The organism is Streptomyces sp. NPDC012835, from assembly GCF_042900885.1.
Lineage (GTDB): Bacteria > Actinomycetota > Actinomycetes > Streptomycetales > Streptomycetaceae > Streptomyces.
On record NZ_JBIBBW010000001.1, the window covers coordinates 695,553 to 709,750 of the forward strand.

General features: G+C 70.2%; 11 protein-coding genes and 1 pseudogene. 7 read left to right on the forward strand and 5 right to left on the reverse strand.

Annotated elements, in window-relative coordinates:
- Positions 1 to 180: 180 nt before the first annotated feature.
- Entirely contained in the window at positions 181 to 1,137 is a 957-nt protein-coding gene (locus tag ACFY6S_RS02870; RefSeq protein ID WP_388821863.1) for an SCO0930 family lipoprotein, read from the reverse strand.
- A gap of 840 nt (positions 1,138 to 1,977) precedes the next feature.
- Between ACFY6S_RS02870 and ACFY6S_RS02875 the strand changes: the two genes are divergently transcribed.
- Together ACFY6S_RS02875 and ACFY6S_RS02880 are read left to right on the forward strand one after the other, a co-directional pair.
- Entirely contained in the window at positions 1,978 to 2,742 is a 765-nt protein-coding gene (locus ACFY6S_RS02875; protein ID WP_388822905.1) for a hypothetical protein, read from the forward strand.
- 176 nt (positions 2,743 to 2,918) lie between these two features.
- Positions 2,919 to 3,482, forward strand: a complete 564-nt coding sequence (locus ACFY6S_RS02880) for a hypothetical protein (protein WP_388821866.1) — start codon at positions 2,919 to 2,921, stop codon at positions 3,480 to 3,482.
- Positions 3,483 to 3,640: 158 nt separating this feature from the next.
- Here ACFY6S_RS02880 and ACFY6S_RS02885 read toward each other — a convergent pair whose 3' ends face one another.
- Entirely contained in the window at positions 3,641 to 4,126 is a 486-nt protein-coding gene (locus ACFY6S_RS02885) for a hypothetical protein (RefSeq protein WP_388821869.1), read from the reverse strand.
- 313 nt (positions 4,127 to 4,439) lie between these two features.
- Here ACFY6S_RS02885 and ACFY6S_RS02890 point away from each other — a divergent pair, with 313 nt between their 5' ends.
- Positions 4,440 to 5,099, forward strand: a complete 660-nt coding sequence (locus ACFY6S_RS02890) for a class F sortase (protein ID WP_388821872.1) — start codon at positions 4,440 to 4,442, stop codon at positions 5,097 to 5,099.
- A 29-nt stretch (positions 5,100 to 5,128) separates the two neighbouring features.
- Here the strand turns inward: ACFY6S_RS02890 and ACFY6S_RS02895 are convergent, their stop codons facing one another.
- Both ACFY6S_RS02895 and ACFY6S_RS02900 read right to left on the reverse strand, forming a co-directional pair.
- Positions 5,129 to 5,977, reverse strand: coding sequence for a polysaccharide deacetylase family protein (locus tag ACFY6S_RS02895; protein ID WP_388821875.1), 849 nt, complete (start codon positions 5,975 to 5,977; stop codon positions 5,129 to 5,131).
- Between the two features lie 158 nt (positions 5,978 to 6,135).
- Positions 6,136 to 6,684 (reverse strand): annotated as a pseudogene (locus tag ACFY6S_RS02900) (amino acid--tRNA ligase-related protein); the annotation flags it as partial.
- Between the two features lie 250 nt (positions 6,685 to 6,934).
- On the opposite strand from ACFY6S_RS02900, the gene ACFY6S_RS02905 reads away from it, so the two are divergent.
- From ACFY6S_RS02905 to ACFY6S_RS02920, 4 genes are all read left to right on the forward strand, one after another.
- Positions 6,935 to 7,963, forward strand: a complete 1,029-nt coding sequence (locus ACFY6S_RS02905) for a tyrosine-type recombinase/integrase (protein WP_388822907.1) — start codon at positions 6,935 to 6,937, stop codon at positions 7,961 to 7,963.
- Positions 7,960 to 8,286 (forward strand): helix-turn-helix domain-containing protein, encoded by a 327-nt coding sequence (locus ACFY6S_RS02910; protein ID WP_388821878.1) that lies wholly within the window; start codon positions 7,960 to 7,962, stop codon positions 8,284 to 8,286. Before ACFY6S_RS02905 ends, ACFY6S_RS02910 begins: the two co-directional genes overlap by 4 nt.
- Before the next feature lie 1,104 nt (positions 8,287 to 9,390).
- Positions 9,391 to 10,590 carry a hypothetical protein gene (locus ACFY6S_RS02915; protein WP_388821881.1) on the forward strand — a complete coding sequence of 400 codons (1,200 nt, stop codon included), beginning with the start codon at positions 9,391 to 9,393 and terminating at the stop codon, positions 10,588 to 10,590.
- Between the two features lie 271 nt (positions 10,591 to 10,861).
- A complete protein-coding gene (locus ACFY6S_RS02920; protein WP_388821884.1) occupies positions 10,862 to 11,308 on the forward strand; it encodes a hypothetical protein in 447 nt (148 codons plus the stop codon).
- 104 nt (positions 11,309 to 11,412) lie between these two features.
- Here the strand turns inward: ACFY6S_RS02920 and lysX are convergent, their stop codons facing one another.
- Complete coding sequence (gene lysX, locus ACFY6S_RS02925) at positions 11,413 to 14,163, reverse strand: bifunctional lysylphosphatidylglycerol synthetase/lysine--tRNA ligase LysX (RefSeq protein ID WP_388821887.1); 2,751 nt, start codon at positions 14,161 to 14,163, stop codon at positions 11,413 to 11,415.
- Between the last annotated feature and the right edge of the window lie 35 nt (positions 14,164 to 14,198).

Below are 14,198 nucleotides of genomic sequence, written 5' to 3' on the forward strand. Positions count from 1 at the left end.
ACGGCCATGTACATGGCCGGTTGTTCGAGCCGAGGCTACTGATCGACCGCCAAGAGAGCGAGCCCAAACGGAAATTAGCGATCCGTTCTTGGTCACACGTCAGTGGAACATACAACCGGGCCGCCGTCGCGCACAGGGGCGTGACGGCGGCCCGGCAGGCCGGGGCGATCGGCGTGGGGACTACTCGGACGCCCCGACCAGCTTGGAATCCGGTGAGACCGCGAACCAGGTGCCTCCGACGCCCTGGCCATTGGTGTCGCCCGGCTTCTTGTCACCCGCGAAGGTGTAGATCGGCCAGCAGTCCATGGTCTGCTGCTTGATTCCGTCCGGCCGGTCGAAGGTCACGAAGCCCTTCTTGAGAATGCCCGCCGCGGTGTCGTTCTTGTCGACAGGGGCGACAACCGGCCACTTGTCGAGGCACTCACCGGTGCAGGCGGTCTTCATCGGCCAGGCCGAATCCTTGGTGAACCGGTAGACGGTCATACCCTTCGAATCCACCACGACGTCACCGAGCTTGGCGTCCTTGCGCACCGACAGCCCCTTGAGATCGGCCGGGGCGGTCCCGCCCGCCGCGGCGCCGCCCGCCGCGGCGGCCTTCTTGCCGTCGGGGGCCGAGGCGAACCACGTGCCGCCCACGCCCTCTCCGTTGGTGTCACCGGCCGCGGTGTCCTTGGCGTAGCGGTACATCGGCCAGCCGTCGACGGTGAGTTGCTTGGTGCCGTCGGTGCGGGTGATCTCGCCGAGCAGCTGGGCGTCCGTACCGGCCGCGGCCTTGGCGTTGTCGGCGGTGACCACCGGCCACGCCTTCTCGCAGTCCCCCTCGCAGTTGGACTTCGGCGGGCTGGCGGTGTCCTTGTCGAAGCGGTAGAGGGTGAATCCCTCGCCGTCGGTGAGGACCTTGCCGAGCTTCGTGTCGGTGGCGACGGCGAGCTGGCCGGCCGGCTTGGCGGCGGCGGTGTTCGCCGTACCCGCGTCCGCGCCGTAACCGGCGTCCGCGCCGTATCCGGCGTCGGCCGGCTTGGCCGCTCCCACGGACTTCCCGTTGGTGGTGGTTCCCTGGTCCTGACCGCACGCCGTCGTCAGGGCCAGTACGGCCGCCGCGGTCACCGCGAGCGAGGCGTTCCGCCAGGTGTTCATGTCAACTCCTGTTGTCAGTGAGCCAGTTGCCGCGCCGATCCGCGCTGCTTCCTGGCCCTGAGTACGCGGTGCGGGTGGCTCCGCGTTCAACGCGGCCGAAAAAAACTTACGGAGCCTCGTGAAGTGCCCGCCGAATTCCACCTATCCGGGGGAATCCGAGCACGTTCCGGCGTGCCGCGGCAGAAAGAGGAACAAGCTCCTGCGCGTGTACGGATCGCTCGTCGGACGGCTCCTCGCAGTCGCCGCGCTCATATCCCTGTCGGCCGCGCCCGCCGCCGCGGACAGCTGCGCCCACGCCTCCGGCGGGGCGGGAGGCTCCGCGTGGGCGTGGGCGGGCAGCGGACACTGCTCACCGGCCCCGACGCCTCCCCCGCCGCCCGAGCCACCGAAACCACCGCCACCGCCCACGCCACCGCCTCCTCCGCCGCCGACACCGCCCCCGCCGTCGACACCACCGCCGCCACCGCCGCCACCGACACCGCCGAGCCCGCCGCCGCGGCCCACGCCGCCCGCGCCACCGCCGCCGGTCGTGGTGCCGAAGCCGACGCCACCGCCGCCGGCCGCCCGGCCGACGCCCCGGCCGCCCCGTGCGGCCGTCCCCGTACAGGCACCGCCACCGCCCCCGGCCACGACGGCCCCGGCGCGGCCCTCGCCGACACCCTCGGCCACCCCGTCCGCCGCTGCCCCGTCCTCGGTCGCGGTGCCCGTCTACCGCAAGGCGACCCGTCACCAGCCGCGGAACCACACCTCTCCGGTCCTGATGATGCTCCTGCTCACGGCACCGGCGGTGCTCGCCGTCGCCGTGCTGCGCCCGCGTTCCCGCTGATCCACGGAGACACCATGTCGGAATGGCTCGTACTGAGCATCGCGATGGCCGCCGCCTGCGCGGTCGTCCTCACCATCGTCGTCTACAGCAGCCGTCGTGTCGGGGCCGACGACGACACCAGCGGGACCCCGGACGTCATGGACTACATGACGATGATGATCGGCGTGATCTACGCCATCGTGCTGGGGCTCGCGATCGCCGGGGTCTGGGAGGGCCGCAGCGCGGCCCAGGACTCCGTGCGCCAGGAGGCCCAGGCCCTGCACGAGATCACACAGCGCGCCCAGGTCTACCCCGCGGATGTGCGGGAGAGGATCCGGAGCGACGTGGACGCGTACGTCTCCTATGTCGTCCGCACGGAGTGGCCGCACATGTCGGAACACGAGGCGCTCAGCGCGCGGGGCACCGAGCTGTTCGACCGGATCCGGACGGACGTCACCCGGTACGTGCCGCGCACGGAACTCGAAGGCCAGGCGTATCAGCCGCTGGTCGACCAGGTGGCCGTCGCCGACGACGCCAGGGGCGCCCGCGGCGAGAACGCGGGGGCCACCATGCCGGGGGTCGTCTGGTTCGGGCTGATCATCGGGGCGGTGGTCACCGTGGGAATGATCTTCGTGCTCCAGATCCGCCGCAGCTTCCGAGAACTCCTGCTGGCGGGTCTGTTCAGTGTGCTGATCTCCTTCCTCCTCTTCCTCATCTGGGACTTCGACGCGCCCTACGGCCGGGGCATCGGCGCGACAGCCGGGCCCTTCCTCGATCTGTTCCCGCACATCGGCTCCTGAGCGGACGCGCGACGGACACGGGGGTCCGCCGACCGGGGGACCCCCGTGCCCCATTCGACTGTCAGTGGTCGCGGCTGTGATAGGGCGCTCCTAGCGTTTCCGGCATCGAGGCGCAGGTACCGGCTTGTGTGGAAAACGGTTCCGCAGCTGCTCCTCGGGGACCCGGAGGATTCACCATGCGCGCGATATGCGCCCCGTGCGCCGCTCTGCTCGCGGCGACCGCCCTCGCTCTGGCCGCGCCCACCGCGACGGCGGCGGTCGACGGGGGCACCACGCCGTTCGGTTTCACCGTCACCCCCAGCACGGTCGCGCCCGGCGGCCGGGTGACCCTGGGCGTCACCCGCTGCGCCTCGACCGCCACCGCGTCCTCCGGCGTCTTCGACACCGTCAACATCCCCGCCGGCCGCACCGCTCTCGCCACGGTCGACTGGGACGCCAAGCCGGGCGCGGCCTACCAGGTGACCTTCACCTGCAACGGAGTCACGGGCCGGACCGACCTCAAGGTCGCGGGCGCCACCCGGGCACCGACCGCCCGGCCGACCCGTACGGCGGCCGTCCCCGTCACCCCGACCGCGAGGTCCACCTCCACCGTCGTGCCCGGCGGGGTCAGAGGCGGGCTGGGCGGCAGCGTCGGCGGGGTGAGCAGCGGCGAACTCGCGGTCGGGGCGGGGCTGGTCGCGGTGGCCGCGCTCGGCACGGTCCACGCGGTGCGGCGGCGGGCGGACGGCCGGGGCCACTGACCCGCCGCGCGCCGGTCCTTCGCAGACCCCGACCGCCTCAGCACAGGGGCACGGACGCCTGTCGCCCCGAATCCTCCGCCAGGATTCGGGGCGACAGGCGTCCGCACGCGTGGCACCGAGCAGGGGGACCGGGGATACCGGCCGCCGGACGCGTACGGTCAGACGCCCGCGCCGCTCGTCCGGCGACGGCGCGCGAGCAGGAGCGAACCGCCCACCGCCGCCGAGGCGACCAGCCCGCCGCCGACCGCCATCTCCGTGGAGCCGGGGCCGACGGAACCGCCGAGACCGCCGAGGGCGCCCCGCCCCTCCAGCACCCGGAACTGGTGGGTGGCGACCCGGTCGTTGTCGCTGCACCGCACGGCCAGGTTGTAGTGGCCCGGCGTGGTGCGGTCGTGGATGCGGACCCTCGCCGAGGAGTGTCCCGACTCGTTGTCCGACAGCTCCGCCCTGGAGAAGGCGTTGGACGTGACGCTGCCCCCGTGGCCGCAGCCGGCGACGCGGATGTGGAGCGTACCGCCCTGGTGGACCTCGAACGGGTTGACGGTGACGTCCCTCGGACCATTGTTGGCTGCGGCGAGCGGAGCGGAGAGCGCCACGGCCGCGCAGGCGGCCGCGGTCACCGCGAGAGCGCGTGAAGCACGCATCGTTTGAACCTCCAGCGGAAGACGCCCCAAAGCGGTGCTCCGGGAAATTCGACGAGTACGCCCTCCATGACGAACCATCACCGCGCGCCCGGGACCGCGCATTTCGGCACTGGTCCACTCCGGTGAGGCGACACGCCGCCGGACGGGCGCCCGTACCGGACGGAGCCGCAGGTCACGGACCGTCAGAAGTTTTACGGGGGCGGGCCCTCCAATGGGTCACCGCACCGGGCGCCGCCACCCGTTCGCCCGCCAGTGATCGCCGCCCCGGCCCTGTGCCCTTACCGTGCCAGCAGGTGCGCACGAAGGGAGAACCATGGGCCAGGACCGTCACGCCCCGGAGTCGAGGAGGCGCTCGCCCTGGGGCGTTCTGGCTCTCGTGATGCTCACCGGCATCGCGCTGATGCGGAACGGGATCGACACACCGCTGGGACCACCGCAGCCCGCCGCGGCGGCGTCGGCCGACCGGCCCGATCCCGCCGCCCTCGCCACCGGCGCCGCCCCGGTCGTGAAGCCGCTGCCGTACGCCCCGATGTCACGGGTCCGCATTCCCGACCTGAAGGTCGACACGCCGGTCGTGGACGTGGGACTCGACCCGGACGGCTGGATCGCCGCCCCGCCCGCGCAGGACCCGAATCTGGCGGGCTGGTACCAGAACGGTGTCGCGCCCGGTCAGCGCGGCACCGCCGTGGTCGTCGGCCATGTGGACAACCGCACCGGGCCCGCCGTCTTCTACGGGCTGGGCTCGCTGGAGAAGGGCTCGCACATCGAGGTGGACCGGTACGACGGCCGCACCGCCGAGTTCGAGGTCTACGGGGTCGAGGTCTTCGCCAAGAACGAGTTCCCCGGCTCCCGGGTGTACGGCGACACCGGCCACGCCGAGTTGCGGGTGATCACCTGCGGCGGCGGGTACTCGCGGGCGGGCGGCTACGACGGCAATGTCGTCGTCTTCGCCCGGCTGGTCAGCACCCGCTGACCAGCCGGGCCGCCCGCCGGGCCGCCGGCTCAGCGGTGCGGTACGGCGACGCGGTAGCCGGCGTCCAGCAGCCGGGGCAGATAGCGGCGCAGCGCCACCACGCTCTGGGTGCGGTCGCCGCCCGCGTCGTGCGACAGGATGACGACGCCGGGGCCCGCGCCCTCCACCACACGGCGGACGATGGTGCTGGTCCCGGGCGTCGTCCAGTCCAGCGAGTCGACGGTCCAGGCGAGGGGCTCCATGCCCAGTTCGGCGCCGACCTCGAAGGAGTGCCGGTTCCAGGCGCCGTAGGGCGCCCGGTACCAGAGCGGCGCCTCACCGATGGTCTGTGCCACCACCTCGCTGGTGCGCTCCATCTCGGCCCGGATCGCGGAGCGGGTGAGCTTGGTCATCAGCGGGTGCGACCAGGTGTGGTTGCCGATGACATGGCCGTCGTCGGCGACCCGGCGCAGCAGGTCGCCGTTGTCGTGGGCCATCTCGCCGCACACCATGAACATCGCCCGGACGTCGTACCGGCGCAGCGTGTTCAGGATGGCCGGGGTGTAGGAGGGGTCGGGGCCGTCGTCGAAGGTGAGCACCATCGTGTCGCCCAGCTCGGGCAGTTCGAGAATGGGCTTCACCCGGACCGGCGGGGCCGCCCTGCGGAGGCCGGGCCTGGCCCCCTCCGTCATCGGCTGGAGCCGGTAGGCGGAGGGCCGCCGGGGGGCGCTCGCGGGCGCTCCGGCCGCCGGTGATCCCGCGGCCGGGGACGGGGAGGCGGCGCGGTCGGGGGTCTGGGCCTGTCCGGCGGTCAGCAGGCGGGTGGCGAGGGCCGCTCCGAGACAGGCGCTCATGCGCAGGACGGTACGCCGCCCTGTAAGCATCTGGTCCTTTTTCATGACCAATGGCTCGCACGGCGGCTGCTCCGTGCCGCTCCCCCACACCGGTCACCCGGGGGAAAGCACCCGATGGGGCGAGTTGCGGGGACGGGGCGCCCCCGGCGCACGAGTCGCCCTCGGCACGCTTCACCCCGGCACCCGAGTGACCCGGCACCCGGTCACCCCCGGCGCACGAGCGGGAAGGGCAGCGTCTCGCGGATGGTCAGCCCGGTGAGGAACATGACGAGCCGGTCGACCCCGAGGCCGAGGCCGCCGGTCGGAGGCATGGCGCACTCCAGGGCCTCCAGGAACCCCTCGTCCAGCTCCATCGCCTCCGGGTCACCGCCCGCCGCCAGCAGGGACTGCTCGGTGAGGCGGCGCCGCTGCTCCACCGGGTCGGTCAACTCCGAATACGCGGTGCCGAGTTCCACCCCGTAAGCGACGAGGTCCCAGCGTTCGGCGAGACGCGGGTCATGCCGGTGCGGCCGGGTGAGCGGGGAGACGTCGGCCGGGAAGTCCTTGTAGAAGACGGGCGGTCCGGTCCGCGCCTCGACCAGCCGCTCGTACATCGCCAGGACCACCTCGCTCCGGCCGCCGCGGTGGGTGTGCGGCACCCCGGCCCGGTCGCACAGGCGGCGCAGCTCCCGCTCCGCGCTGTCGGCGTCGACCTCCTCGCCGAGCGCCGCGGAGAGGGCCCCGTACACGGTCCTGACCGGCCATCTCCCGGAGAACGGGATGAATTGCATCTGATGCAACACTGCGCGACGTAAGAGAATGGCCGTTTTCCCTGGCCGGGGGCGCGTGCCCCCGGCTGGCTCTTGTCAGGTCGGTGCCCTTGACCAGGACCCTAGCACTCAAATTCAACAATGTTGCATCTGATACAACATCCCTGTGAGTACTCAAGCGCCCGAATCCGCCCATCTCGTGTTGGCAGGGAACGTCGTACATCTCGACCCCGCCCCAGCCTTGTTCAAGGCGATGCTTGAGGGCTGGGCACGTCAGCAGTCGGCCCGTTTCCTGAGGTCATCGACGATCGACCCGCGGATTCGCATACTTGAGCGCTTCGGGGAATTCTCCGGCCAGTACCCCTGGCAGTGGTCACCAGCTGAAGGCGAGGCGTTCATCGCACACCTGCGAAGCGGTGCCAAGCCGATCCAGATGTCCACGGCCCGGACGTACGAGGTGACGATCGGCCTGTTCCTGGAGTACCTGCTGGACACCCGCTATGGGTGGGGCCACATCTGCCTGGAACGCTTCGGGGAGGCGCCGCAGGAGGTGTTCCACGAGGGCAACTCGGTCCTGCACACCGTCGAGTACGAGGGCGATTCACGACGGCGGCCGCTGACCTACGACGAGGTCCAGGCCCTGTTCGATGCTCTGGACGCCCGCCCCAGCAAGATCCGGGCCAGTGGTCGTAAGGGAGCATTGGGCGCGCTACGGGACGCCGCCGTCATCAAGACGGTCTACGCCTTCGGCACCCGTCGCACCGAGACTTCCCGCCTGGACCTGACCGACCTTCGGCGTTGCCGGAAGGCCCCGCAGTTTCGGAACTTTGGCAGCCTGATGGTGCGGTTCGGCAAGTCCAAGAAGGGGGCGCCGCCGAGACGCCGGTCTGTCCTGACGGTCCCGGAGATGGACTGGATCGTCGAGACGATGGAGCACTGGCTGACAGAAGTGCGCCCGCAGTTCTCACCCGGACGACATCCGGCACTGTGGATGACCGAACGCGTCGGACGGCTCTCGCCCCGGTCGATCAACGAGGCGTTCGTCACCGCTCGCCAAGACGCCGGCCTCGACGAAGACCTCGATCTGCACTGCCTCCGCCACTCCTACATCACGCACCTGACTGAGTTCGGCTATCCCGCGCGGTTCGTCCAAGAACAGGTCGGTCACTCGCATGCTTCCACCACGGCGATCTACATGGGGGTCTCGAACGAGTACCGCAACACACTGTTGGAGGCTTCGATGAAGAACCGGCTGGGCGACTACTGGGACGTGACACCGTGATCAAGAAAATGGGCTACCAATGGCAGCTGCGGCAGCTGATGGCCGAGCGCCAGATGTTCCAGACCTCTGATCTGGTCCCCTTGCTCGCGGAGCGGGGCATCGTCCTCTCCCGCGAGCAGATTTATCGCCTGGTGACGCAGCCTCCGCAGCGGATGAGCATGGACACCCTCGTTGCACTCTGCGACATCCTCGACTGCACCCCGAACGATCTGATCAAGCCGGAAGTCGTCAACGCTCAGCTCCGCAAGACCGCGGACGGCGAGGCAGGGGCGAAGCCGAGTGCCCCGCGCCGTACCGTAGTTCGCCGCCCAGGGGCGAAATGAGACGCCCCGCGCAGGCCCCGCATATCCGCCGACTCGAGCTCGCCGAGGCACGGGCACGACTGATCACCCGGGTCCAGACGGTCGTTCCAGCTATGACCGCGGAACAAGTCCAGTCGGCTCTTGAACATGTCAGGGTCTGGTCCTCGCAGGCAGCGCGCGTGCTGGATGCGCATTTCACCGAGAACCCCGATGCGCTGACTGCTCCCTCCGCACACAGTCCGGCGGCCCTGGGGCGCCTGCTTCAACACCTCCAAGCCATCGGATACGGCGACAGCGTCACCCAACTCGGCTGTGCTTTCTGCGGCGCATCCAGCCGCAAACTCGACCGTCTGTCCGCCAAAGGACGCTGTTGCAGCTGGTGCTTCGACCGGAACGTGGCGGAGCCGTGCGCGCACTGCGGCCAGAGCGGCGGACGTATCGCTGCCCGCCGACCTGAAGGCTTGCTCTGCTATCGCTGCTACCGCCAAGAGGAACAGTTCATCGGCGCGTGCGCGGCATGCGGCCGGCACGGCACCCACACCAGGCGAAAGAGGGGCGGGACCGCAGTCCTGGTGTGCTCCTCCTGCGTCAGAACCTCGGACCGCGAGTGTGTCCGGTGCGGCGTCACCGGACCCGCACATGCCAACCTCAGGGGAGAGGGGCCCGTCTGCAAACGCTGCTACCGCGCCCCGGAACGCACGTGCGAAAAATGGGCCAACTCCGCTGCATATCGAAGCGTGGCGAGAACGGCGAACCGGGGCTTTGCTCCACCTGCCGCGTCATCGAAGGCGTTTGCACTGCCTGTGGCCGCTTCCGCCAGGGGAAGCATGTCCGCCAGGCGGGCGGAGCCTTCCACTGCAACAGCTGCCGTCCCCGTCGGCTACACCAATGCGGAGACTGCGGCCGGACGGACCGCAGCTTGGCGTCCTGGCCAGCTGGCCAGCTCTGCCCCACCTGCTACGGACGTCGTCGCCGCAATCCGGCCGCCTGCACCCTCTGCGGAACCACCCGAGTGCTGGTGGGATCAACCGAAGCCGGCAGCGAGGCATGCGGGCCCTGCTGGGGCATCGACGTCGACTTCGCCTGCCGACGCTGCAACTATCCCGGCGACATCTACGCCGACGGATGCTGCACGCGGTGCGTCGCCAGCGACAGGGTCCACGCTTTCCTCAGCGACGAAAACGACCAGCTGGTACCCCAACTCATTCCACTGGCCGAAGCACTCATCTCGGCCGCTTCCCCCGCTCCGTCCTCAACTGGCTGAGCCGCAGCGGCGCCCGGCTCCTGGCGAGTCTGGCCGCGGGACATGCTGAGGTCACTCACGACCTTCTAGACGACCTCCCCCAAGACCACGACACACGCGCGGTCCGGAACATTCTCATCACCACGCAGATCCTGCCCACCCGAAATGAGTTCCTGGCCCGGCTGGAAATCTGGCTCCCCCAGGTCCTCGCACCACTCCCCGCCCATCATCTGAGGATCATCCGCCCCTTCGCCGAGTGGTCCGTCGTGCGCGATGCCCGGCGCAGATCCTCGCGCGGCCGCTATCTCCAATCCGCAGCAGCCGTGGACCGGGGCAAGATCCAAACAGCCATCGAATTCATGGCCTGGCTGGACACAAACGGACTCCTCTTCACGGACCTGACCCAGCCACAGCTCGAACTATGGCTGGTCACCGTCCCGCCGACCCGCCGCAAGGCAATCGGCGCTTTCATACGCTGGACGAACGCCCGCCGACTCACGCACCGGCTTGAAGCCCCCACACGACCGCGAGCGCAACCGTCCGTGTTCCATGACGGTGACGAGCACCACGACCAACTCCTTCGGTGCCTCTCTGACCAGACGCTCCCCCTCGACGTCCGCATCGCAGGAGCATTCGTCCGCCTCTACGCCCTACCACTGACCCGAATCGTTCACCTCACGACGGACTGCTTTCAGCGCGATCAGGGCGGCGCCTACATCACGTTCGACAAGGCACCCGTCCTTCTTCCTCCGACACTGGCCCGTCTCATCGAACAGCAGATCGCCAGTCCTCTGACGCGCTCAATGCTGCAACCGGCTCCCGGCAGCGGACCCGTGTTCCTCTTCCCCGGACCTTTGGCGCATCAGCCTCGGCGCCCGCACGGACTGGCGATGCAGCTCCTTGAGCTCGGACTGCCGACTCTCGCCGCACACAACACGGCGATGATCGCCATAGCCGCTGACCTTCCGCCGATCGTCGCCAGCGAACTCTTCGGTATCCACGTCAGCACCGCGATCGAGTGGGCCGCCCTGGCACAGGACAGCTGGTCGGACTATCTGGCAGCCCTGAAAGCCACCGAGTAGCACACGATCTCATCGATCACAGATTGACTTCAGTCGTAACAAGTCTGTCTGTGCCATGTTGCCCGCCGAGCATGGTTGTCCCATGCCGGAGGTTCTATATGGGGTACTGGGAGCGCTTGGCGGAGCGCTCATCACTGCGCTGGGGGCGTACTGGGGACCGCTACAGGTCCAACGAGCGACGTTGAGAGCACAGCGGCAGGAGGTCCGAGAGCAGGCCGCCCGCACGGAGCGTGCCCAGGGGGAGGTACATAAGGAGGAGAGAGTTGAGAGGGTGATCCTCGTTCGTTCCACCTTGCGTGACTGGAACGATTTCTTGTATAGGGCAGTTCAAGACCTTGAACTTGGCCGACAGCTGAGTGCGGAGGACTTCGATGTCACGCTCGCACGTGTCCGGGATGCTGCCCACGCGGCTGTAGACGCCATGTTGCGTGACGGGCTATGGATTGGACAATCCGCCTACGGCTATCCCGTACATGATCCTCTTTCGCAAGACGGTCAAAGGTCACCTTTGGTGTACCTGGAAGCTGCTTCCAGGCGGATCCGCCAAGAGGCGGTGAACGGGTCTTCCGCCGGACCAGACGTGGTGGACGAGCTTCGCTCAGCCCTGGAGTACATCCAGGAGGCGCGCGGGCGGTTGGCTGTCCGCATGCTCAATCAGATCGAAGTCATCACGACGAACCCTCTGCCATCACAAGGCCCAGATCAGCTATCTGGCTGAAGGCTGGACTACCTCGGCGGATCCTCGCGTCTCGAACGCCCTGGGCTCGACCACTCCGACGAGCGTCGGGCAGGGGAATAGCGCACGGTCCGAATAGGGCCCCTTCACCAGTAGATGTCGAGGACGAAGGGCGTGCCGTCGGGGCCGGTCCTGTGGGCGATCTGCGCGCCGAGGGCGGCGGTGGCCGCGCCCTGGATCAGCTCGCGGGCCAGATCGAGCATCAGGTCGTAGTCGGCGAACGCCTGGTACGCCTCGACCACGGTGAACTCGGGGTGGTGTTGGGCGGAGACGCCCTCGTTGCGGAAGGCGCGGCCCAGTTCGAAGACCTTCTCCATGCCTCCCACGCACAGCCGTTTCAGATACAGCTCGGGAGCGATCCGCAGGTGGAGGTCGAGGTCGTAGGCGTTGATGTGGGTGGTGAACGGGCGGGCGTTGGCGCCGCCGTGGATCTGCTGGAGCATCGGCGTCTCGACCTCCAGGTACCCCCGGTCCAGCAGGCCCTGGCGCAGCCCCTGCACGGCGGCGGAGCGCACCCGTACGGTCGCACGGGCGTCGGGCCTGGTCACCAGGTCGAGATGGCGTGCTCTGACGCGGGCCTCGGGGTCGGCGAGCCCGCGTCGTTTGTCGGGCAGGGGGCGCAGACACTTGGCGGTGAGCTGCCAGTCGGTGGCGAAGACGGTCGGCTCGCCGTGGTCGCTGGCGCCGGTCGGGCCGGTGGCGGTGATGTGGTCGCCGAGGTCGATGTCGCGGGTGAAGCGCCCCAGGAGGTCTCCGGCGCCGTCGCGGGTGAGGGCGATCTGGAGGTCGCCGGACCAGTCGCGCAGGACGGCGAAGACGATGCCGCCGAGATCGCGTACCGCCATCACCCGTCCGGCGACGGTGACCGGCTCGCCGGTACGGGAGCCGGCCGACGGCGCGCCGAGGGTGGCGCGGACCTCGGCCAGGGTGCCGGTGCGCGCGGCGGCCCCGACCGGATAGGGGTCGGTTCCCTCGGCGCGCAGCCGTTCGAGTGTGCGGTGGCGGATCCGCGTCTGCTCGGGCAGGTGCCGCTCCGTCCCGCCGGGCGGTTCCGGTGGCGCGGCGGCGCCGGGCAGGCCGGCCGGGAGCGTGACGGGCGCCGGGGCGGCCACTCCTCGAGGCCTGCCGCGCCCGCGCCGCCGCGCGAAGGGCCGCGGTACGGGCACGAAACCCTCGACGATCCCGGAGGCGAGCGCGACCCGCGCGAGCGAGCCGGCGTCCGCGAAGCACAGGAAGCGCGGGAACCACTGCGGCCGGTACTTCACGTTGGAGCGGTACATCGCCTCCAGCTGCCACCAGCGGGAGAAGAACAGCAGCAGTCCGCGCCACAGCCGCAGCACCGGACCCGCGCCGATCCTGGCGCCCTCCTCGAAGGCCGAGCGGAAGACGGCGAAGTTGAGTGAGATCCGGCGGACGCCGAGCCGGGGCGCCCGGCCGCACAGCTCCGCGACCATGAACTCCATGACCCCGTTGGGGGCGGCGCGGTCGCGGCGCATCAGGTCCAGTGAGATGCCGTCACCGCCCCAGGGTACGAAGGAGAGCAGCGCGATCAGCCGGCCCTCCGCGTCGATCGCCTCGACGAGCAGGCAGTCGCCGTCGGACGGGTCGCCGAGCCGGTCGAGCGCCATGGAGAAACCGCGTTCCGTCTCGGTGCCGCGCCAGGCGTCGGCCCGGTCGACGACCTCGGCCATCTCCTCCTCGGTGAGAGCCGAGTGGCGGCGGATCCGGGTGGTGGCGCCCGCTCGGCGGACCCGGTTGACGGCCTGCCGGACGACCCGCGTCTCGCGGCCGGCCAGATCGAACCGGTCGGTGCGCAGGATGGCCTCGTCACCGAGCTGGATGGCGCCGAGCCCGGCGCGGGCGTAGGCGGTGGCGCCCGCCTCCGACGCGCCCATCACCGCCGGGGCCCAGGCGTAGCGGCGGGCCAGGCCGAGCCATGTCTCGATGGCGGGCGCCCATGCCTCGCGGTCGCCGACCGGGTCGCCGCTGGCGAGACAGACGCCGGTCTCGACGCGGTAGGTGACGGCCGCCTTGCCGCTGGGCGAGAAGACGACGGCCTTGTCGCGTCGGGTGGCGAAGTAGCCGAGGGAGTCCTGCGCTCCGTACGCCCGCAGCAGCGCGCGGATCCGGGGTTCCTCGTCGCCGTGCAGGGCCGACTCCATGCGCTGGGAGCGGAAGAGTGCGCCGGCGGCGGCGAGCAGCGCGAGCGCGCCGAACAGCCCGAGGAGGAAGAACAGCGGCCTGGGCGGGCTGCCGTCGAAGCTGCCGTCGGAGGCGAGCCCGCCCAGCACCCGGTTGGCCGCCCACAGCAGCCGCTGGCCGGGGACGAGCGTGCCGGGGAAGACCTCGACCAGGCCCCGGCCGAGCAGGATTCCGCTGGCCAGTGAGAGGACCAGTACCAGCAGGGCCCGCCGGAAGGCGCCGTGGCGGGTCTCGGCGTAGAAGTGGCCGCGCGCGAGGACGAGCAGCGCCACCGCCGCGCAGCACAGCGTCAGATTGGGAATCGACGCCCACTCCTCCAGCGTCACCAGCGGTACGTCGACCAGGGCCAGCAGCCCCAGACAGACGACCACCACCCACCACGCGACGTGTTTCCTGGCGGCGACGGCCGCGGCGAGGAGCAGCAGGAAGACGGCGTAGGCGAGGTTGGCGCTGACCGGGACCAGCACCGTGTCGAGGAACAGGGTGACGGGTCCGGCCGCGCGGCGCAGCGGGGGGATGAGCGCGATCACCGCGCAGTACAGGCCGAGAGCCACGAAGAACACCGCGAACGCGCCCGGCACGCGGCTCAGAAAGCGGTCGCGGGCGGACGGGGACTCCTGCGCGCGGACACTCATGATCCGACTCTAGGGAGACCGCCGCCGGGCCGCCC